The 19,032-nt window shown below is 42.3% G+C and carries 20 protein-coding genes and 2 pseudogenes; 6 read left to right on the top strand and 16 right to left on the bottom strand.

Features of this window, described 5'->3' with window-relative positions:
• Positions 1 to 7 precede the first annotated feature (7 nt).
• The 14 genes and pseudogenes from ACNR9Q_RS05950 to ACNR9Q_RS05885 form a co-directional block, all read right to left on the bottom strand.
• Complete coding sequence (locus ACNR9Q_RS05950; RefSeq protein ID WP_419213696.1) at positions 8 to 361, bottom strand: MmcQ/YjbR family DNA-binding protein; 354 nt, start codon at positions 359 to 361, stop codon at positions 8 to 10.
• A gap of 196 nt (positions 362 to 557) precedes the next feature.
• Positions 558 to 992, bottom strand: a pseudogene (locus tag ACNR9Q_RS05945) (N-acetyltransferase family protein); the annotation flags it as partial.
• A gap of 6 nt (positions 993 to 998) precedes the next feature.
• Positions 999 to 1,358, bottom strand: a complete 360-nt coding sequence (locus tag ACNR9Q_RS05940; RefSeq protein WP_419214247.1) for a Dabb family protein — start codon at positions 1,356 to 1,358, stop codon at positions 999 to 1,001.
• Positions 1,359 to 1,413: 55 nt separating this feature from the next.
• Entirely contained in the window at positions 1,414 to 2,037 is a 624-nt protein-coding gene (locus tag ACNR9Q_RS05935; protein ID WP_419213695.1) for a DUF4230 domain-containing protein, read from the bottom strand.
• On the bottom strand, positions 2,030 to 2,389 hold the full coding sequence (locus ACNR9Q_RS05930; RefSeq protein ID WP_419213694.1) for a DUF4260 domain-containing protein: 360 nt from the start codon (positions 2,387 to 2,389) through the stop codon (positions 2,030 to 2,032). The genes ACNR9Q_RS05935 and ACNR9Q_RS05930 overlap by 8 nt, the downstream gene beginning before the upstream one ends.
• Positions 2,386 to 3,138: a cyclase family protein gene (locus ACNR9Q_RS05925; protein ID WP_419213693.1), complete on the bottom strand. Its 753-nt coding sequence runs from the start codon at positions 3,136 to 3,138 to the stop codon at positions 2,386 to 2,388. Before ACNR9Q_RS05925 ends, ACNR9Q_RS05930 begins: the two co-directional genes overlap by 4 nt.
• 105 nt (positions 3,139 to 3,243) lie before the next feature.
• On the bottom strand, positions 3,244 to 4,377 hold the full coding sequence (hemW, locus tag ACNR9Q_RS05920) for a radical SAM family heme chaperone HemW (RefSeq protein ID WP_419213692.1): 1,134 nt from the start codon (positions 4,375 to 4,377) through the stop codon (positions 3,244 to 3,246).
• Positions 4,378 to 4,415: 38 nt separating this feature from the next.
• A pseudogene (locus ACNR9Q_RS05915) lies at positions 4,416 to 4,788 on the bottom strand (four helix bundle protein).
• A gap of 121 nt (positions 4,789 to 4,909) precedes the next feature.
• A complete protein-coding gene (gene ruvC, locus ACNR9Q_RS05910) occupies positions 4,910 to 5,464 on the bottom strand; it encodes a crossover junction endodeoxyribonuclease RuvC (RefSeq protein ID WP_419213691.1) in 555 nt (184 codons plus the stop codon).
• 5 nt (positions 5,465 to 5,469) lie between these two features.
• Positions 5,470 to 5,946, bottom strand: coding sequence for a hypothetical protein (locus tag ACNR9Q_RS05905; protein WP_419213690.1), 477 nt, complete (start codon positions 5,944 to 5,946; stop codon positions 5,470 to 5,472).
• A gap of 127 nt (positions 5,947 to 6,073) precedes the next feature.
• Positions 6,074 to 7,714, bottom strand: coding sequence for a TonB family protein (locus ACNR9Q_RS05900; RefSeq protein WP_419213689.1), 1,641 nt, complete (start codon positions 7,712 to 7,714; stop codon positions 6,074 to 6,076).
• A gap of 11 nt (positions 7,715 to 7,725) precedes the next feature.
• A complete protein-coding gene (locus ACNR9Q_RS05895; protein WP_419213688.1) occupies positions 7,726 to 8,118 on the bottom strand; it encodes a BlaI/MecI/CopY family transcriptional regulator in 393 nt (130 codons plus the stop codon).
• 184 nt (positions 8,119 to 8,302) lie between these two features.
• The gene (locus ACNR9Q_RS05890; RefSeq protein ID WP_419213687.1) at positions 8,303 to 10,528 is read right to left on the bottom strand and encodes a TonB-dependent receptor; all 2,226 of its coding nucleotides are present in this window, start codon (positions 10,526 to 10,528) and stop codon (positions 8,303 to 8,305) included.
• A gap of 114 nt (positions 10,529 to 10,642) precedes the next feature.
• Positions 10,643 to 11,005: a hypothetical protein gene (locus tag ACNR9Q_RS05885; RefSeq protein WP_419213686.1), complete on the bottom strand. Its 363-nt coding sequence runs from the start codon at positions 11,003 to 11,005 to the stop codon at positions 10,643 to 10,645.
• Positions 11,006 to 11,195: 190 nt separating this feature from the next.
• On the opposite strand from ACNR9Q_RS05885, the gene ACNR9Q_RS05880 reads away from it, so the two are divergent.
• Positions 11,196 to 11,711 carry a DUF456 domain-containing protein gene (locus ACNR9Q_RS05880; protein ID WP_419213685.1) on the top strand — a complete coding sequence of 172 codons (516 nt, stop codon included), beginning with the start codon at positions 11,196 to 11,198 and terminating at the stop codon, positions 11,709 to 11,711.
• Positions 11,712 to 11,713: 2 nt separating this feature from the next.
• Here the strand turns inward: ACNR9Q_RS05880 and ACNR9Q_RS05875 are convergent, their stop codons facing one another.
• Together ACNR9Q_RS05875 and ACNR9Q_RS05870 are read right to left on the bottom strand one after the other, a co-directional pair.
• Positions 11,714 to 12,271, bottom strand: a complete 558-nt coding sequence (locus tag ACNR9Q_RS05875) for a nitroreductase family protein (protein ID WP_419213684.1) — start codon at positions 12,269 to 12,271, stop codon at positions 11,714 to 11,716.
• Positions 12,272 to 12,548: 277 nt separating this feature from the next.
• Entirely contained in the window at positions 12,549 to 13,442 is an 894-nt protein-coding gene (locus ACNR9Q_RS05870; protein WP_419213683.1) for a LysR family transcriptional regulator, read from the bottom strand.
• A gap of 79 nt (positions 13,443 to 13,521) precedes the next feature.
• Between ACNR9Q_RS05870 and hutH the strand changes: the two genes are divergently transcribed.
• The 5 genes from hutH to ACNR9Q_RS05845 all read left to right on the top strand — a co-directional run bounded on the left by hutH (position 13,522) and on the right by ACNR9Q_RS05845 (position 18,974).
• Positions 13,522 to 15,102: a histidine ammonia-lyase gene (gene hutH / locus ACNR9Q_RS05865; protein ID WP_419213682.1), complete on the top strand. Its 1,581-nt coding sequence runs from the start codon at positions 13,522 to 13,524 to the stop codon at positions 15,100 to 15,102.
• A gap of 4 nt (positions 15,103 to 15,106) precedes the next feature.
• Positions 15,107 to 16,354: an imidazolonepropionase gene (hutI, locus tag ACNR9Q_RS05860; protein WP_419213681.1), complete on the top strand. Its 1,248-nt coding sequence runs from the start codon at positions 15,107 to 15,109 to the stop codon at positions 16,352 to 16,354.
• An 88-nt stretch (positions 16,355 to 16,442) separates the two neighbouring features.
• Positions 16,443 to 18,443, top strand: a complete 2,001-nt coding sequence (locus ACNR9Q_RS05855; protein WP_419213680.1) for a urocanate hydratase — start codon at positions 16,443 to 16,445, stop codon at positions 18,441 to 18,443.
• A gap of 21 nt (positions 18,444 to 18,464) precedes the next feature.
• Positions 18,465 to 18,698, top strand: coding sequence for a hypothetical protein (locus ACNR9Q_RS05850; RefSeq protein ID WP_419213679.1), 234 nt, complete (start codon positions 18,465 to 18,467; stop codon positions 18,696 to 18,698).
• 9 nt (positions 18,699 to 18,707) lie between these two features.
• The gene (locus ACNR9Q_RS05845) at positions 18,708 to 18,974 is read left to right on the top strand and encodes a hypothetical protein (RefSeq protein WP_419213678.1); all 267 of its coding nucleotides are present in this window, start codon (positions 18,708 to 18,710) and stop codon (positions 18,972 to 18,974) included.
• Positions 18,975 to 19,032: the final 58 nt, after the last annotated feature.

Genomic DNA, 19,032 nt, shown 5'->3' with positions numbered 1-19,032 from the left:
CCCCTTTTTACAGGGCATCGAATTCTGCTCGTAGTTTTTTCGTGAATTTGTGAACGACCAAATCGTATGAGTGGTCAATCAACTCTTTGAGCAGTTTTGGAGATACACTATCGAGGTACACTGTGTTCCAATGTTTTTTACTCATATGCCATCCTTCGATGATACCATCATGCGATTCCCTAAGTTCGATGGCCCTATCTGGATCACATTTTAAATTCGTGTGTAACGGAATATTGTCCAAGCCACAAAGCGCGAACATTTTACCCATCACCTTAAAGACAAGGGTCGTCGAATCAAAAGGAAACTCTTCGGTAACTCCCTTTTTTGCGATACAATACTCCCGGAATTCTTCGATGTTCATTTGTTAGTTGACCGTTACTAAGACAATACTTATTCTATTTCTAAATACTCAATACTAAGTACTATTTACTAAGCATTAGCTCCTACTTCCTCTTTTTCCCCTCCACGAGTTTCAAAAAAGCCTCCATATCCTTCCAAACATAGCGTGTTTTAGAAAAAACCTGGTCACCGATATCATTGGCTTCCATACTTTCCATACGTTTTCCTCCTATTCTGTCGTAAAAAGCTATAGCTGAATAATTGGTATCCAAAACCCAGAGGTAGAATCCGTTCCGATGGTTTTTTTCAAGAAGGATTTCCGCTAAATTGGACATCAACCGCGTACCAATTCCTTTACCCTTTGCACCAGGGCTTACATGTAAATTATCCAAATAGGTGCCATAATCAGGGTTTTCCTCAAAATAGGCACAAAGGAACCCCAGTAGGTTTCCATTTTCTTCGGCAATCAGGATATACTGATGTTCCTTTGGATGTTCAAAGCGTTCTTTCCATACGGTCCTCCGGTCATACAGCACTTCCTTATCCAAAAAATGGGCACTGAACGCTTCCCTATAGTTCAGCTGCCAGCTTAGGGCGTGCAATTGGGCAATAGATTCCGCATCCCTTATAGTGGCTTCACGATAGAAGACCATACTGTTCTAGATACCGGTGGAATCATAGACAATTACCTTTTTCCAAAGGTCCTCAGATTCTGCGATAAAGAGTTTATGGGGCGCTTCATCTTGATAGGCTTGCTGTGATTCGGCAGAATCAAAAGATAGGATCAACGAATAGGTAAAAGAACCATCTACAACATCTCTACTTGCCTTCGGGGGAGTTCCAATAAACTTGGTCTTGGCGTAACCCGAGTTATCTAAAAACTTCTTTAATGAAGTTTCAAATGCGGCACGATCCGAGGCGTTATCCGGATTCTTCAACCAGAAAAATACGGTGTGCGAAAAATTGGAATCAAATTCTTTCATTTCTGTTTTTTTTTGACCGAAAACACTACTGGTCATTAGTACTACTGCAAGAATACAAATTATGCTCTTCATTTTTAAAAAATATAGGTTATTAGTTTTTCTCGATTACATCTATTTGTTTCTGTGAAATTTGAAGGGCCGTGTAATCTAATTTCCACCCAATAGTTTCCACTATTTTCTCCATGATCAGCACTGTCTGTAAAGCTTCCTTTCGGGCAGTATCCATCAATCCGCTTTCCGGAATTTTCTCCAGAATATGTTTTTTGGCCTCAAGGTTTAACCGGGTTAGATCCTCGGGGACGAAAAAGTTGAAAAATCCACTTTTAATATCGTAGAATTCCAATTCAGGTTCTATGCTCAATACTTCTGGTTGCGGAAAATTATCAAGAACGATCTGCTTTTTGTCCTCATCGGCATGAATGAGCAACTTGCTAAGATCATAACCAATATGCGCCTTCGCCTTAATGACTACCAGTGCTTTTTTCTTACTGCTGACCAAGCTCATAAAATCCTTTACATTCTCATATTTGTAAATTTCAGCAAACTCCCCTTCGACGGAAATAAGTTTACAAACACTTCGCATTTTCTCCAAAAGTATGGTCGATTGATGCGTAGTAACTTCCTTGGTCTTTTTCCCTTTAAAGAAATTGAAGAGCCAATACATGCCAATAGCACCTAAAACCAACCCAAGAACCGTATCGAATATATTATCCATTCGTATTTCCTATTTCACCCAAATGGGTAAACTTGAATCCTTTTTCATATTTCAATCCGTACCCAAAGATACGGTCCATTGCCGTATGTATAAAAAGAATCGTACCTATTAATTGAACAACCGGCCACATCATATGGATACCTACAAAATACAATAGTATCGCGACGCCCCGATGATGGGCCAAATTGTAGCAATAAGCACCAATTTTAGGTCCGGCAAGATATCCTACCATAGAAATATCAGGCACCAAAATCAAGGCAGGTAATAACCACCATTGATACCCTAACAGTCCGAACATGAAAATACCTAAGGCCATCAAGGCCACTTCTTCCAGTTTCAATACATTTTTCATAATCCGTTTATTTTATAAAGTACAGGCCTACTTGGACTAGCGTCGTTTTCAAAAGCTGCTACTTGTAGATTTAAAAAGTAGCTGCCATCGGCAATAGCCTCAGGCACATAAATAAATTCGGTAATGGTAGCTCCTAACCGAACTGCCCCATGAAAGTTCCAAAATGCCTTGTGCGCCAACAATTCCCCATTGTCCTTTTCTTTATCTACCGAAGGTAAGTCGATTAATAGATGTTCCACTCCCAAATCCCTGATATATTCGATAGCAGACTCCAAAATATAGGCCGGATTGCTATGGGAATAGTGTTGCGTCAACTTGGTTACTGAATTCGGTAAGGTACGGATGACCAATGCTTCCGGGTGTTCCTCTCTGATTAGGTGTTGAAGTTGCTTTTTGGTGATGACCAAATCGTCTCCGTTTTCTTCGGGGGTCACGGTGATGACTTCCGCCAAAAAGAAAAATCGGCCCAGATTCTGGTTAATGGATTGGTGCTCCTTGGAAATATGCCCCACACATTCCGTATGGGTACCATGGGCATGCGGATTGAACCAGATATCATAAAAATTGGTAGAGGCACCTGAAGCTATACTTCCCACAAAATCACCATCGGTATGCGGTTCCATTCGAGGATGTTCCACATACCAGGCATTTACGTTTTCATGCCCACCTTTTATCGGAATGGAAATGTCCAAGGGTTTGGCAAGGTCTATTTCGTACGAATTGTTTTTATGATGGATGGTTGTTTTCATTTTGCAATTAATGTGAACGAATGCCTCGCCAAAACCAATTATATATTTAGCTATATCTAAAGCAGAAAATTACGACTTTTTAAAATGCACCTGAAATGAAACGACCTATTTCAAATTTACCAAGAAAAGGTCCGATGCGATTCCGTCTGCCAGAAACAACCCTTTTTTGGTGGTTCTTAAGGTATTTCCATCCAAAAACAGTAAATGTTGCGTGATGTATTTATCAGCTTGCAGTAGTGCATATTCGGTATACTTTTCGCCAAATTCTGAGGTAATCCTATTCAAGGAAACACCCCAAACGGTCCGTAGACCGGTCATAATGTATTCATTGTATTTATCGGTGGTGGACAATTCCTCCACCTCCATGGGTAGAACACCCTGCCCGATCGCTTTTATGTATTTGGGATTGTTATTGATATTCCAGCCCCTGCGATGACCGTCGAAGGAATGTGCGGACGGACCTATCCCCAAATACTTTTTCTGTTGCCAATAGGCCGAATTATTCTTGGATTGAAATCCCGGTTTCGCAAAGTTGGATATCTCGTAACATTCGTAGCCCGAGGTTTGAAGTCTTGTGTTCAAAAAATCGAAATGTTCCTGCGCTTCCTCATCCGAAGCGGGAGTTATCAATCCCTTCTTCACGAAATTGGCCAAGGCTGTTTTAGGCTCTACCGTTAGGGCATAGCTCGATATATGGGGAATCGCATACGAAATAGCGGTATCCACATTTGTTTGCCATCGTTCCAAAGACATATTGGGCATGCCATAAATAAGGTCGATGGAAATATTATCAAAATGTTGTTTCGCCAATTTCAGGCACTGCTTGGCTTCCGCTGCATTGTGCGCCCGGTTCATCAGCGTTAAATCTTCCTCAAAGAATGATTGCACCCCAATACTCAATCGGTTTATGGGACTAGCCGCCAATTGCAGTATCTTTTCTTCCGATAAATCATCAGGATTGGCTTCTAGCGTAATCTCCGGATGTTCCACGACCTTGTAAAAATCGTACACTTTCGCCACTAATAGCTCGATTTCCTCAGTCTCCAAAACCGATGGTGTTCCCCCGCCAAAGTAAATCGTGGCCACCGTCTCCCCGGCAAACTCCTCTTTTCGCAGTTCCAACTCCTTACCCAATGCATACAACATCGCCTCCTTCTTTCCCAAGGAAGTGGAAAAATGAAAATCACAGTAGTGACAGGCCTGTTTACAAAAGGGGATGTGGATGTAGATTCCTGACATAATTTCAATATTCAGTATTCAGTTAACAGTTGCAGTTTTCAGTTTTGATCACAACCAAACTTTACAGGATTATTCATCATATAGTTTATCAGTTTACCAACTTCCTCACTTTCTTTAATGGAATTCATCAAAATGGGCTTTTTCAATGTATTTACACTCAAACGCAAATTCTAACCAGGTTTGGGTTTCTGAATTTTCCGCGTCGCTATCGGTCAATTTACTGATGAAATTTCTAGGGTATTTTCGCTTACGATAAGCTTCCGCAATATTGGCACTAACGCTTCTTGAAGAGCGTCTAATCTGATCCGTCAATGAATACTTTTCTTCTTTAGGAAACGACTTTGAGATGTTAAAGATCTTCATCTCTAAAGCAAAAGACTTTTTATAAGCTATTAAATCTTGAAATTGCATTTATTTTATTTTACTGTACCGGTGTCGATTTTAAATTACTGCCACTTTACTGAAAAATTATTCAATATTAATGTTGCCTAATTAATGCTGCCTACCGAAAACTGTTACTGCCAACTAAAAACTACTTCTTAACACGTTTCTCGTTCTGCTTCACAAAAGCATCCCAACCGGTATAACTTTTCCCGACCTCAACCCTTCCTTCATTATAAAAATGACAAACGGCAGCGGCCAATCCGTCGGTACTGTCCAGGTTTTTAGGCAATGTTTTTAGCCCAAGCACACTTTGTAGCATTTTTGCCACTTGCTCCTTACTGGCGTTTCCGTTACCGGTAATGGCCATTTTAATTTTTTTGGGCAAGTACTCGGTTATCGGGATTTGACGGGAGAGTCCGGCCGCCATGGCGACCCCTTGGGCACGTCCTAATTTCAGCATGGATTGTACGTTCTTCCCAAAAAAGGGGGCTTCAATGGCAATTTCATCGGGGTGATAGGTATCGATGAGTTCTATGGTCCGCTCAAAAATGAGTTTCAGTTTGATATAGGGATCGTCGTACTTCTTGAGTAGCAGCTCGTTCATTTGAATGAACTCCATCTTTTTGCCCACTACCTTGATGAGTCCGAAACCCATAATGGTCGTTCCGGGATCGATTCCCAATATAATTTTCTCGTTCGCCAAATTGGTTAGTTTGTATTTAATTGAACGGGAATGCGATATTTGGTGTTCACCGGAATTCCCCTTTTCAAAGCGGGTGCAAGTTTAGGAAGATTCTTTAAGCTTTGGGTAATGACCCCGTCAAATTCTGGCATTTGTTTCAAAACCGAGGCATCCTTCTCAATTTTGACCACATCGATTCTTCCCAAGGTATCGATGACAAAAATAACGGCTACAGTTTCGCTCTCCTTATCGGTTAGGGTGAATTCAAACTCGTTTAAGGTTTCCTGAAAATGGCTCGTCAGGGTCTCTTCAAAACAGGTTTTTTGCTCGGTTTTGGTGGCCGATTCATCACAGGAGTAGAAAAATGGATAGGAATCGACACTATTCCAGTCCACCTGGCCCAATTCTTCGTGAATAAGTTCTTGGGTCCTTTTTTCGTTGGATTCAAAGAACGAACAAGAACTTAGACCTATTAGTAAAAGAATGGGTAAAAATCGTTTCATCACACCTGTTCTATAGGGGAAATTACGATTTTTTAGGCAGTTCTTTAAACAAACGTAGGGACTAAAAAAAATATGACCAAAACTATAGTTTTGGTCATATAGGTTTAAATTTCGAAATTCGGATAACTTAGTTGAGTTTAAAGTCAACTGGAATTGAATACACCACATTAACATTTTTACCCTCACTTTTTCCTGAACTCATTTGAGGTAATCTTTGAATAATACGTTCCACTTCGTCCGTCAATAATTTATTCGTCCCTTTACTTTCAATATTTTGTACCAATCCATTGGAGTCGATTTTAAACATAACACTTACCCTACCCTGAATTCCAGCTTTTTGCGCTTCCATCGGGTAACTAAAGTTTTTGCTAATATGCAATTGGATTTTATCATTAAAACAAGCGCGCTTGTCCGCAGCACTTTCACATCCCGGAAAGACGGGAACTTCAGCTACCAAACCAAATGGAACATCCTCTGCCAGGTTAATCGCTTTTGATTCTTCACTTGGATAGTCGTTACTTTCTAATTTAAAAACTACGGGAATAGAATACGGAATGGCAACTACATTTCCCTTGTGCAAAGCGGGTTGCATTTTTGGTAACCTGTTTATAATGCGTTCAACTTCATTCTCCAATAAAATATTGGAACCTCTCATTTTTAAGTCATCGACATGACCTTGTTCGTTAATCCTGAACATGACATTTACCCTACCTTCAATTCCAGCAGTTTGAGCTTCCTTTGGATAAGAAAAGTGCTTACTAATGTGCTGTTGCATCATATTATTAAAACAAATTCTTTTATCTTCTACATCTTCACATCCAGGAAAAACAGGAACTTCATCTACCTTGGCAAACGCGATTTCGGTAGTTGTCTTTAAACTCGATTTGTTAAGAAGTTCGTCTTCCGTTTTCGATTCCAAGTCACAGGAAGTGTAAAATAACATCCCAAGAACCATGGGAACCAGGAGTAAATACTTTAACTGCCAGACCTTTTTTGATTTTGATTTTTGTAACATGACGATTCGTTTTTTGATTAATGATTTTGTAAAAAATTGATTGATGAATGAAATATGTTCCGTTTGAAAAACTTGCGATAACAACTGTTGGTAATGTTCAGATTTGCGCTCTTTGGCCACTTGGGCATCGGCAATAAATTCGTGTAACTCTGCCGTTCTACTTTGGTAGACATAGACCAAGGGATTGAACCATCCTAGAATACGCATCAGCTCAAAAAACAACAGGTCCCACGTATGTCGTTGTTTGATATGCACCAATTCATGGGCGATGATGGTATCATGTTTTTGTTCAAGCACTTTATCACCAATGAAAATGGATTTGAAAAAAGAGAAGGCAAGGGCACTATTAGCGATAACGATCTGGGTAAAATCGGCATACCTGATTACCTCTCCATTTCGTTTTAGTTGGTACAATTGCCATAGTTTATAGCCCAGAATTAGCGTAGCTAGTATCATTCCACCGTACAGTAGCATTTCTTGCCAAGTCCAGTCCAACCCAGAAGCATTAGTAACTTCAACCACGGTTTCGGGTTTATTTAAATTCCACCAAAATTCAGGATAACCTTTCAATTGTTGTGGTAGCCGATTTTTAAACGCCTCAATTTTGATCCAGGGTAAGAGCAGCGATAATGCATAGGTTCCCAAAAGATAGGCCCGGTTCCATTGGAAAAAGGTCTCCCTCTTCAGGAAAAAATCATAGATGACCAAGAAGAGGAGCTGAAAGGCAATGCATTCTAGAATATATTGTAACATCTGATGCGGTTTTAGTCTTCGCTACTATTTTTAATTTCTGGGGATGGATCCGATTTTTTTATTTCCGTGAGGACCGATTCCAGTTCGGTCAAGCTCATGTCATTTTCCTTCATGAAAAAGGAAACCATACTTTTAAAGGAGCCTTGAAAATAATTGTCTACCAATTTGTTGATGGACTGATTACTGTAGTCCGATTTTTTGACGAGGGGAAAATAAAGATGTCCCCTTCCTTCCTGTTCATGGTCCACAAAACTTTTACTCTCTAAAATCCGAACTATGGTAGAAACGGTATTATAGGCAGGTTTGGGCTCCGGCAGTTCATCAATGATAGCAGCCACATTGCACTTTTGCAATTGCCATAAAATCTGCATAACCTCTTCTTCCGCTTTTGTCAACTGTTTCATAATTACATTTTTTTGGTCTTTGTAAAACAACAATCTACTTTATAGGACCCTTCGACTCCGCTCAGGGCATGAGTATGAATTTATAATCACACCACTAATATAACTAAATATTTAGTTTAAACTAATTTTTTAGTTTAAAAAATCAAAAATTAATCCGTCAGGTAGTATTCTGACGGATTATGAATTAGAAAGTAACCGTAACCTTTCCTCTTAAATAGAAAGGCGTACCCGGCGTAAAATGGATTTCCTCAACAGGAATGGTCTCATTTCGCAAACGGCTTTCCGTGGCGAACTGGGTTTCGTTCCACTCGGTATCGAACAAATTTTCCACAATAAGGCCAAATGTCCAATTCCTTAAACCATAATTCAAATTGGCATCGGTTACAAAATATCCTTCAGCAACAATAGAATTATCCTCATTGGCAGGCCTATCATCGATATATCTATAATTAAGACTGCCTGAAAAACCATCTGTCTTTCCTAAGGTGATACCTCCTGCCATAGTAAAGTCAGGAGCCAGCGGAATATAATCGGCCCCATGGGGTTCTTCCGTACTGCGGGCATGGGTATAATTGGCATCTGAATACAGATATAGCCAATCGAAAGGCTGGTATCTGGCACCGACCTCTACCCCCATTCTCCTTGTCTTGCCACTGGGTTCTACAATGGCCGCATCCCCCACATATACGAATTCCTGATCCAGAAACAAGCTCCATAAGGTGGCGTTTAACACCAATTTATCAAGAGGTTTAAAAATCGATCCCAGATCCACACCGTAAGCCGCGGGCAGGATCTCCCGGCCCCTGTTCGCTACCACCACCCGGGTATCGTTCGAGTGAAAACCGATTCCTGTCTTTAGAAAAAACTGTGTGTTCTGCGTGGGGCTGTAAATGGTATTGAACTTTGGGCTGATGGCCATTTTTTCTTCACTGCGATTATCATACAGTTCGCTTAACCTGTTGTAGTAATCAAACTTAAAATAATCTAGGCGTAGTGCCGGTTCAAAGATAAACTTACCTGATTTTACACTAGCTCCCGCAAAAGCATAACCATTAACCTCATCTACATTGCCAAAGGCCAAGCGTTCTAAAATGTTTTGCCTATTCAATGTCCTAGACAGTTGGTTGTCATCTATATTATCATATCGAAAACCTATACCCGCATTGTAATCAAACGTTAAGCTGCCCAATTTGGTCGAACTGTTATTAAAAACCGTCTTCGCCCCAGTCATTAATCGGTCCTCATATTGCTCAATTTGGTCTCCGTTCACCGGATCTTCAAGAAAAAAGGTAAAGTTTGAGAAAAGGTTGAAATTATATCGGGATACAAAGACAATGGTTTCCAACGATTTACCCGAACCCACATTTTTAGTATGGTTTAAGACCACGTTGGTTCTACTGGTCTGTCCACCCTCGGTATCGTCAATGGCACCAAAGCGACCGATTATCCCAAGGTCTACCGCTCTTTGCGGTACCTGTCCTGATGCATCCCATTTGCTAGAAAAGTGGGATGCCGTTACTACCAATTCCTGTTCCCCTGGTAAGGTATGGTTGTATCTTCCCAAGATATTGATCCTATTAAAATCCTGAGGCGAATCAAAAGGGCCATCCGTCAAATAGAGCTCGGATGCCAAATAGGCATTGTTATTTTGATTCTCCAATATGTTCAGCATCCCCATAAACCTACGGGTACCAAACTGGCCCACTTCGGCAGACAACATGCTTTTGTCCAGCCGCTTTCGCAACCTAAGATCCACATAACCTGCCGTATTAAAATTTCCCTGCTCCGCATAATACGGACCTTTTCCAAACCTAATGTTCTCTATGGTTTCCGGGATTACAAAATGAAGGTCAGCATAGCCCTGTCCATGTGCATGGGAAACCATATTCACGGGCATACCCTCCACGTTAATGGCCACATCGGTTCCATGATCCACATCAAAACCGCGTAAGAAAATCTGTTCCGCCTTTCCACCTCCGGCATGCTGACCTAGAATTAGGCCAGGCACCTTTCTAAGAATTTCCTGGGAAGATTTTACCGGATTGGCCTTAACGTCAACATCTACCAATTTACTCAACGCATCTACTTGCGATGTTAGTACCACTTGATCTAAAGAAATGGAACTTTCTTTAAGGACGACAGTAAAAGATTTATTCATATCCGTTTGACTGATAATCCTGTTTTGGGTAGCATATCCTAAACTGGAAAAATAGATTGTATCCTGTACGGAAGTTCTTTCCAATACAAAGTGTCCCGTAGCATCAGTATGACTGTGCTGACCACTGGTTTTATTGAATACACCAGCATCTTCCAAGGGCAAACCGGATTCATTTATAAGTATGCCCTTTAGGTGTTGTGCGGTAGCCGTATCCACAATAAACATGGATATCACCGCGATAATATATTTCATAATATCGTTATAATTGAATTTGATTAACGTAAATAATTCTGCTTTTTAGGATATAGCCTATCTACCGAAAAAGTTAATCTCGGATAACGTAGGTAATACCCTTTTGATGTTTAATTACGCTTTGGGAGGAGGTGTATGCACGTTGGGAAACCAATGACCATATTCTTTTATATAGCTCCAATTGGTTTGTTTTTTTTCTAAAGTCATAATAGCGAACGCCAATTGAAACACATCAGAAAAATGTTTATCAAATTTTTCGTTTTTGCTATCTTTTTGTTCTTCTTTCTGTTTATTGGCCTCCAATAATTCCTTAAGTTCTTGCAAAGCCTTATGAGAATGACCCGCCATGCCTTCCAATGATGAATAATCGGACAATTCGTGGCCAAAGGCATAGCTATGATAATGATGACCTTTAAAGCTCAGCATATGTGACACTTCATGTAATGTCTCCAGTACCAAAGCATTAAAAGTTCCCATTAAATACAACAAACAAAGTAAACCGCCAACCAATCTAAGCAGCCTAATTTTTGTATATACGTTGGTACACTTCACAATCTATAAACCTAAGAATTCAAAAATACTTACCAAATTGAAAAGACAAAGGTTTTATTTTCATTTTGTTCGTAACAATTCAGGGCCAGATTTGTCTTACTTAAAAAGACATACCATGGATATCCTATTATTGGTCATTGGATTTATTTTTATGTTTATTGGCATTTTGGGAAGCTTTTTGCCCGTTCTGCCAGGACCGCCTTTAAGCTGGGTAGGTTTATTACTCCTATATTCCACTAGTGCAATCCCCATAAATTGGACATTTTTAGGGATTACCTTGGCTATTGCATTAATTGCAGTTGCGCTAGATTATATCATTCCCGCCTTGGGAACTAAAAAATTTGGAGGTACCCGTGTCGGAGTGATCGGTACAACCTTGGGGTTAGTGGTAGCCCTAATTTTCCCCATTTTTGGACCCTTTGGAATTATCATCTGGCCTTTTATAGGCGCATTGGTTGGTGAGTTATTGAATAAAGCCGATAAAAAAACCGCTACAAAAGCGGCTTTTGGTTCATTTTTAGGATTCTTGACCGGAACATTCTTAAAGTTCATGGTCGCTATTGTCTATTTGGGCCTTTTTATATCCAAGGCTTGGGAATATAAATCGGTATTATTTCCATTTTTCGACTAAGCTTACTCCTTTATCCATTCTGTTTTAGAGGCGATGGGCCTCCTTTCAGCATCGGGGACATCTCCGTCAAAATTTCCCATATATAAAAAGCCCAAGCACTTTTCACCTTCATTCAGATGGAAGAATTCATCCATGTATTTTATGAGTCCGGGTGAAGACCAATAGGATCCTATTCCCATTTCGGTACATAGTAACCACATGTTCTGAACAGCCATAGCCACCGCCGCCACTTCTTCCCATTCTGGCAAAGATTCTTTCGGGTCGCGCTGCATGCAAATGGCGATGATGGCACCGGCGCGCTTTGGATTTTCCTGAAGGTTTTTAATTTTCATGGTCTTTGGCCTTGGGTCAACTTCCTCGTATTTACCGGATAGGAACAATCCCAACCTGGTTTTTGCCTCTCCCTGGATGACCTTAAAACGCCATGGTTCAGTTTTTTTGTGATTGGGGGCCCAATTGGCCGCTTCCAGTACTTTTTCAATATCGGCCTTTGCGATAGGTTCCTCATTGTACTGTACCGGAAATATTGATCGTCTCTTTTTAATTATATCGAATATCATATGTTATGGTTATTAGCCGCTGGCCGTTAGCCGTTAGCTGTTAGTTTCTTTGTTATTTGTCAATTTTTTAGTTTTACCTCGTATTTCGCACTTCGTATTTATACGTTCTTTTACTTTCCTACAATAAGCTGTTGGCCTTTGCCATTAGCTATAAGTATTTTACTATTTAACTCAGTTTTCACCTTGTACCTCATATTTCGTATTTATCCATTTTACAATTTCTGACCCTACCCAATAGCTGCTATCGTCTCTTTTCTAACTTCTATAATCTAATATCTCAATACTTGCCATCCAACAATAAATCCAAACAATTCTTTAAGACCGGATTCTTCTGTTCCTTTTTCCAAATGACCGAAAGTTCCGCCCGTTGGGGAATGTTCTTAAGCTCAATGAACTTCACCCGCATTTGAAAGCCGTTCTGTAAGGCCGTGGGCACAATTGCGATTCCCAAATGATTTTCCACCAATTTAAAAATAGTATGAGCGTGTACGGACTTATGCGAAATCTTGGGTTTGAACCCGGCATCCTGACAAATACTCATGATGGTGTCGTAGTACAACGGACTATAATCCTGGCTAAAAAGAATGAAATCATCATCGGCAAATTGGTGCATGCCCTCAAATTCCCTCGTTAAAATAGGATAACGCTCAGGTAAAACCAAAGAAAATGTATCCTTATAAATTTGTTTCATTTCCAAAGTATTGGGTACCCTGGCCAACCTTACAAAGCCAATATCTAAACTATCGTTCAAAACGGCCTCTACTTGCGCCGTATTCGATAGTTCCTCCAAAGAGGTTTTTACGCCCGGATAGGTATCCCGTATCTTCAACAACAAATTGGGCACCACCTCCTGCATCGCAGAACCTAAAAACCCAATTCGCAATTCCCCACGATTTCCCTCCCCTAGCAATTTGAGTTGTCGCTCCACATTGGTCAAATGATTCAAGACATAACTCACTTCCTTTTTTAAGAAATGACCGGCCGGGGTTAGCGAGACTTTCTTTTTATCCCGTTCAAAAAGTTGGGTTTCCAAAATTTCCTCCATTTGTTTGATTTGTCGGCTTAATCCCGGTTGGGAGATGAAGAGTTTTTCTGCCGCCTTTCTAAAGTGCAACTCTTCTGCAACCGCCAAAAAATAGGTGAAATGTCGTAATTCAAGCTGATTACTCATGGTTATGGTCTGTTGATGGAATTGGTATTATTGGTTATCAAAAATAGGTATTAATTTTAATTCCTATAACTTCAACACGATGGAATCACAAAAGGATGTATTCAAAATAGGGGAAGATTGGCTCACCTCCGGAAAAGCGATACAATTGGCAGAGGGCACTTTGGCAATGACCTTGACCGATGCTACTGAGCAAAAAATCAATAAAAGTTCGCAAGTGGTAAAACAAATCGTTGAAAAGGGACAGCCGGTGTACGGTATCAATACCGGTTTTGGCCCCTTGTGTACGACCAAAATTTCCAAAGAGGAGACCCATATCCTACAGCGCAATATCCTGCAGAGCCATAGTGTAGGTGTTGGGCAACCTATCGACCGTAAAATCGCCAAACTGATGCTCATTCTAAAAGCACAATCCTTGGCCAAGGGATATTCCGGTATTGCCTTGAACACCTTAAAGCGAATCCTGTGGCATATTGAACAGGATGCCATTCCGGTAGTCCCATCCCAAGGTTCCGTTGGGGCATCGGGAGATCTGGCCCCCTTATCGCACTTGTTCCTACCACTTCTCGGTTTGGGAAAAGTCGAATATCAAAATGAAATCATGACTACGGCCAAATTATTCCAAAAAACGGGTTTGGAACCCATCGACCTTGGTCCAAAAGAAGGGCTAGCCTTGATCAACGGTACCCAGTTTATCGCCGCACATGGGGTCATGGTGGTTGCCAAAATGCACGGACTCTTGGCGCAGGCCGATATCATTGGCGCCATGATGATCGAAGGTCTTCAAGGTTCCGTAAAACCTTTTTTTAATGAACTTCATGCCTTACGTCCTTTTAAAGGGAACATGCACGTGGCCAAAAGGGTGAAAAAACTACTGAAGGGTTCAGAGATCATGGAGGACCATATTGATTGCGAAAAAGTACAGGACCCCTACTCCATTCGCTGTATTCCACAAGTGCATGGAGCCTCACGCACTGCATGGTTGCATTTGAAGGAATTGGTGGAGGTAGAACTGAATTCGGTTACCGACAACCCCGTGATTATTGATGAGGAACTGACCATCAGTGGTGGTAATTTTCACGGTCAGCCTTTGGCCATGGCCCTGGATTATGCCTGTCTGGCGGCCTCCGAAATTGGGAATATCTCCGATCGCCGTATCTATTTATCCTTGGAAGGAAATAGTCCCGGTGTACCAAAATTATTGATGAACAATACCGGTATCAATTCCGGTTACATGATCTTGCAGTATACGACGGCCGCTTTGGCCAGTGAGAACAAGGGCCTCTGTTTTCCATCGAGTGCCGATAGCATTCCCACGTCTTTGGGGCAGGAGGACCATGTGAGCATGGGTTCCATTGGAGGGAGGAAGGCGTTGCAGGTAATCGGTAATGTTGAAAAAATATTGGCCATTGAATTGCTCACCGCCGCCCAAGCTTTTGAATATCGAAAACCGTTAAAATCTGGAATTTATTTGGATGAGGTGCACTCCGCTGTTCGAGAACAGGTAGCTTTTGCGGACAAAGACCGCGTTTTTGCCGATGATATTGAAAAGGGAATCATTATGATTCAAAACCAAACCATCATGAAGGTGATCGAACGGGTACAACAGGAAAACGGGATATCGCTGGATACCAAATATTCCGAAGAATTTGAAAATTATTGATGCTATGGAAAAAATGAAATTAATAGGTCCGTTTAAACAGATCATTCCCATGACGGGAATCGGCTTAAAGGGTCCTATTTCAGATACGGAAATTCAGATCATTCGCAATGGAGGAATTCTCGTTCAGGATGAACTGATCAAGAAAGTTGGTGATTTTGAAGCCTTAAAAACGCAATTTCCGGAAGCGGAAAACACCCCGTTAAAGGGAAACCATGTGTGTGTCCCCGGATTCGTGGATGCCCATACCCATATATGTTTTGGCGGTTCGCGGGCCAAGGATTATGCCCTACGCAACGCGGGCAAGTCCTATCTGGACATCGCAAAAGCAGGCGGCGGTATTTGGGACACGGTCACCCAGACCCGAAAAGCATCCCAAGAAGAACTTGCGAAGAGTACCCTTAAACTCGCCAACCGGCATTTGAAAAATGGTACGACTACCATCGAAGTCAAAAGTGGTTATGGATTAACGGTGGAGGAGGAACTTAAAATGTTACGGGCCATCCACACCGCCAATACCGAGGCATGGGCCGATTTGATTCCCACCTGCTTGGCAGCCCATATGTTACCTAAGGATTTTGAGGGTTCTGAGACAGAATATCTCAACGAAATAAGCACCCGACTTTTTCCGAGGCTTAAAAAGGAACAATTGACCCCCCGGATAGATGCCTTTATCGAAGAGAGTGCCTTTTCCGCAGCACAGATCCACCCCTATTTCACCAAGGCAAAGGAAATGGGCTTCGATATCACCGTTCACGCCGATCAATTTACGCCTGGCGGCAGTGCCGTAGCGGTGGACTTTGGGGCGGTGAGTGCAGACCATCTAGAGGCCAGTACCCCAATGGATATTGAACGGTTGGCCCATAGCGACACCATAGCCATTGCGCTCCCTGGAGCCTCGATCGGACTGGGTTGCGGTTTTACCCCGGCCCGAAAAATATTGGATGCCGGTGGAGCGCTGGCCATTGCAAGCGACCACAATCCCGGGTCGGCCCCAATGGGCGATTTACTCACCCAAGCCAGTATTCTGGGTGCTTTTGAAAAGCTGACCAATGCGGAAGTTCTTTCGGGAATTACATTTCGGGCTGCCGCAGCCTTGAACCTTAAGGACCGAGGGAAAATAGCCGAAGGATTATTGGCGGATTTCATTGCTTTTCACAGTGACCAATATCAAGACATTTTATACAACCAAGGCAATCTAAAACCTTGTATGGTATGGAAAAATGGAAAATTGGTTTTTGACAAACATAAGTAGTCGACGGTTGACGGTAATTAAATTATAAATGCAAGTCATTAGAGTCGAATCACGCTGTACTCATTACTAACTACTTTGTACCAAAAAAATGGATTTTAAAACACTCCTACAAAACGGAATACCAACGGAGCTGCCTCCAAAGAAAGGGCGAGATCCAGAGCTGTCGCATGCCTCAAAACGCAAAGAAATTTTGTCGGTCGCAGAGAAACGACTGGCGATCCGAAATGCACTCCGGTATTTTCCGGAAGACTGGCATCAAGAACTGGCACCGGAGTTTGCCGAAGAATTACAGCACTACGGCCGTATTTACATGTACCGTTTCCAGCCCGAATATGACATGTATGCCCGCCCGATTTCCGAATATCCTGCCAAGAGTAGTCAGGCGGCGGCCATCATGTTGATGATTCAAAACAATCTGAATCCAGCCGTAGCGCAACATCCTCAAGAGTTGATCACGTATGGCGGCAATGGGGCCGTTTTTCAAAATTGGGCACAGTACCTTTTGGTGATGCAATATCTATCGGAAATGACCGATGAACAGACCTTGCACATCTATTCAGGGCACCCCATGGGTTTGTTTCCGTCTTCTAAGGAAGCACCTAGAGTAGTGGTTACGAACGGAATGATGATTCCCAATTATTCCCAACCGGACGATTGGGAAAAATACAATGCCCTGGGTGTCACCCAATACGGACAGATGACGGCTGGTTCCTACATGTACATCGGTCCGCAGGGCATCGTACACGGTACCGCGATTACGGTAATGAACGCCTTTCGAAAAGTGTTGAAACCTAAGGAAAGCCCTGCTGGAAAAATTTTCCTGACCGCAGGACTGGGCGGTATGAGCGGTGCCCAGCCCAAAGCGGGCAACATTGCCGGATGCATTACCCTCTGTGCCGAAGTGAACCCCGCCGCAGCGACCAAAAGGCATGAACAAGGCTGGGTAGATGAATTGATCTATGACTTGGACACCTTGGTGCACCGTACCCAAAAAGCCATTAAGAACAAAGAGGTGGTTTCCCTCGCCTTTGTTGGAAATGTAGTGGAGGTATGGGAGCGTTTTTATGAGGATCATATTTTTATCCATCTGGGGTCTGACCAAACCTCCTTACATAATCCTTGGGCGGGAGGGTATTATCCTGTGGGACTTTCCTTCGAGGAATCCAACGAACTGATGAGTGAAAATCCGGAAGCCTTTAAAAGTAAGGTTCAGGAATCGCTTCGTAGACATGCCAAGGCCATAAATGCCCATACCGAAAAGGGAACCTACTTTTTCGATTATGGCAATGCCTTTTTACTGGAAGCTTCCCGAGCCGGGGCAGCGGTCATGCATGAAAACCAAATAGATTTTAGATACCCGTCCTACGTTCAGGACATCTTAGGGCCCATGTGTTTCGATTATGGTTTTGGCCCCTTCCGTTGGGTCTGTGCCTCCGGAAATCCATTAGATCTACAAAAGACGGATACCATCGCCCTCAATGTGATGCAGGAAATTCAAAAGACCGCTCCAAAAGAGATCCAACAGCAATTGCAGGATAATATCAAATGGATACGGGAAGCGGAACAGAACCAATTGGTCGTTGGTTCGCAGGCGCGAATTCTATATGCCGATGCCGAAGGAAGGGCCAAGATTGCATCGGCCTTTAATAACGCCGTTAATTCCGGGGCACTTTCTGCACCGGTAATTTTAGGGAGGGACCACCATGATGTAAGTGGTACCGATTCCCCATATCGCGAAACCAGCAATATCCATGACGGTAGCAAATTCACCGCGGATATGGCCATCCACAATGTGATCGGCGATAGTTTTAGGGGCGCTACCTGGGTGTCTATCCACAACGGTGGCGGTGTGGGTTGGGGCGAAGTCATCAATGGAGGCTTCGGTATGGTACTGGATGGCTCTCCCGATGCCGAACGCAAGCTGAGAAATATGCTGTTCTACGATGTCAACAATGGTATTTCAAGGCGAAGCTGGGCCCGTAATAAGGAAGCGCTATTCGCCATCAAACGGGAAATGCAACGGACCCCCAACTTAAAGGTGACCTTGCCAAATTTAGTAAGCAACGAAGTATTGGAATCCTTATTTTAGCGCTGTATTTTCGAAACTTGGATGAACATAGACAAGCTATACACCCCTATCAATAAAGAGGAAGGCGAACGGGTGTGTAAAGGCCGATGCCCAAGTCTGTCAAAAGGCACCCCGAAACTATTTCCTGATCATGTTCAGCAATACGCTGACCTCTTTGGGGACACTTTGAGCAACCCAAAAACCGTACTGGCTTGGCTCATGAAATTTGTTAATGCCCCGGTCTATTTAATTAGTTTTATGGTCCTAATCAGGTAATCTGGCTCCATGTTACCTCAGATTGTCATCGCCAGTTTGGTACAGAAAAAGGAAACCAGCCCTCCGTTTTGGGGAACAGTGGCCGATAAGGCCCGTCATAAAGTAATTGTAGTAAGCGGCCTAATGGCAGCGATTTTGGGCTTGATAATTATATGGCACTACCACGTTTCTATCCGCATTACACACCATAGATTGTTCATATCTCAGCACTTTCTTCTTTTTAGACACCGCCCTATAGTGACGCTCGATTGGAAAGAAAAACATATACCGTTTTGATAGGGCAAGTGGCAATAAACGCACAGATTAAGTGCACAAATAATATTATTGTAGGTTT

Origin of the sequence: Maribacter sp. X9 (assembly GCF_048537565.1) — a bacterium.
Taxonomy (GTDB): Bacteria; Bacteroidota; Bacteroidia; order Flavobacteriales; family Flavobacteriaceae; genus Maribacter.
This window is presented reverse-complemented; position numbering and strand designations above follow the sequence as displayed.

Excerpts from the sequence above, each read along its gene's own strand:
- ACNR9Q_RS05950 (WP_419213696.1), bottom strand. The coding sequence starts at position 361 with ATGAACATCGAAGAATTCCGGGAGTATTGTATCGCAAAAAAGGGAGTT.
- ACNR9Q_RS05940 (WP_419214247.1), bottom strand. The coding sequence starts at position 1,358 with ATGACCAGTAGTGTTTTCGGTCAAAAAAAAACAGAAATGAAAGAATTT.
- ACNR9Q_RS05935 (WP_419213695.1), bottom strand. The coding sequence starts at position 2,037 with ATGGATAATATATTCGATACGGTTCTTGGGTTGGTTTTAGGTGCTATT.
- ACNR9Q_RS05930 (WP_419213694.1), bottom strand. The coding sequence starts at position 2,389 with ATGAAAAATGTATTGAAACTGGAAGAAGTGGCCTTGATGGCCTTAGGT.
- ACNR9Q_RS05925 (WP_419213693.1), bottom strand. The coding sequence starts at position 3,138 with ATGAAAACAACCATCCATCATAAAAACAATTCGTACGAAATAGACCTT.
- hemW (WP_419213692.1), bottom strand. The coding sequence starts at position 4,377 with ATGTCAGGAATCTACATCCACATCCCCTTTTGTAAACAGGCCTGTCAC.
- ACNR9Q_RS05905 (WP_419213690.1), bottom strand. The coding sequence starts at position 5,946 with ATGAAACGATTTTTACCCATTCTTTTACTAATAGGTCTAAGTTCTTGT.
- ACNR9Q_RS05900 (WP_419213689.1), bottom strand. The coding sequence starts at position 7,714 with ATGTTACAATATATTCTAGAATGCATTGCCTTTCAGCTCCTCTTCTTG.
- ACNR9Q_RS05895 (WP_419213688.1), bottom strand. The coding sequence starts at position 8,118 with ATGAAACAGTTGACAAAAGCGGAAGAAGAGGTTATGCAGATTTTATGG.
- ACNR9Q_RS05890 (WP_419213687.1), bottom strand. The coding sequence starts at position 10,528 with ATGAAATATATTATCGCGGTGATATCCATGTTTATTGTGGATACGGCT.
- ACNR9Q_RS05885 (WP_419213686.1), bottom strand. The coding sequence starts at position 11,005 with ATGGGAACTTTTAATGCTTTGGTACTGGAGACATTACATGAAGTGTCA.
- ACNR9Q_RS05880 (WP_419213685.1), top strand. The coding sequence starts at position 11,196 with ATGGATATCCTATTATTGGTCATTGGATTTATTTTTATGTTTATTGGC.
- ACNR9Q_RS05875 (WP_419213684.1), bottom strand. The coding sequence starts at position 12,271 with ATGATATTCGATATAATTAAAAAGAGACGATCAATATTTCCGGTACAG.
- ACNR9Q_RS05870 (WP_419213683.1), bottom strand. The coding sequence starts at position 13,442 with ATGAGTAATCAGCTTGAATTACGACATTTCACCTATTTTTTGGCGGTT.
- hutH (WP_419213682.1), top strand. The coding sequence starts at position 13,522 with ATGGAATCACAAAAGGATGTATTCAAAATAGGGGAAGATTGGCTCACC.
- hutI (WP_419213681.1), top strand. The coding sequence starts at position 15,107 with ATGGAAAAAATGAAATTAATAGGTCCGTTTAAACAGATCATTCCCATG.
- ACNR9Q_RS05855 (WP_419213680.1), top strand. The coding sequence starts at position 16,443 with ATGGATTTTAAAACACTCCTACAAAACGGAATACCAACGGAGCTGCCT.
- ACNR9Q_RS05850 (WP_419213679.1), top strand. The coding sequence starts at position 18,465 with ATGAACATAGACAAGCTATACACCCCTATCAATAAAGAGGAAGGCGAA.
- ACNR9Q_RS05845 (WP_419213678.1), top strand. The coding sequence starts at position 18,708 with ATGTTACCTCAGATTGTCATCGCCAGTTTGGTACAGAAAAAGGAAACC.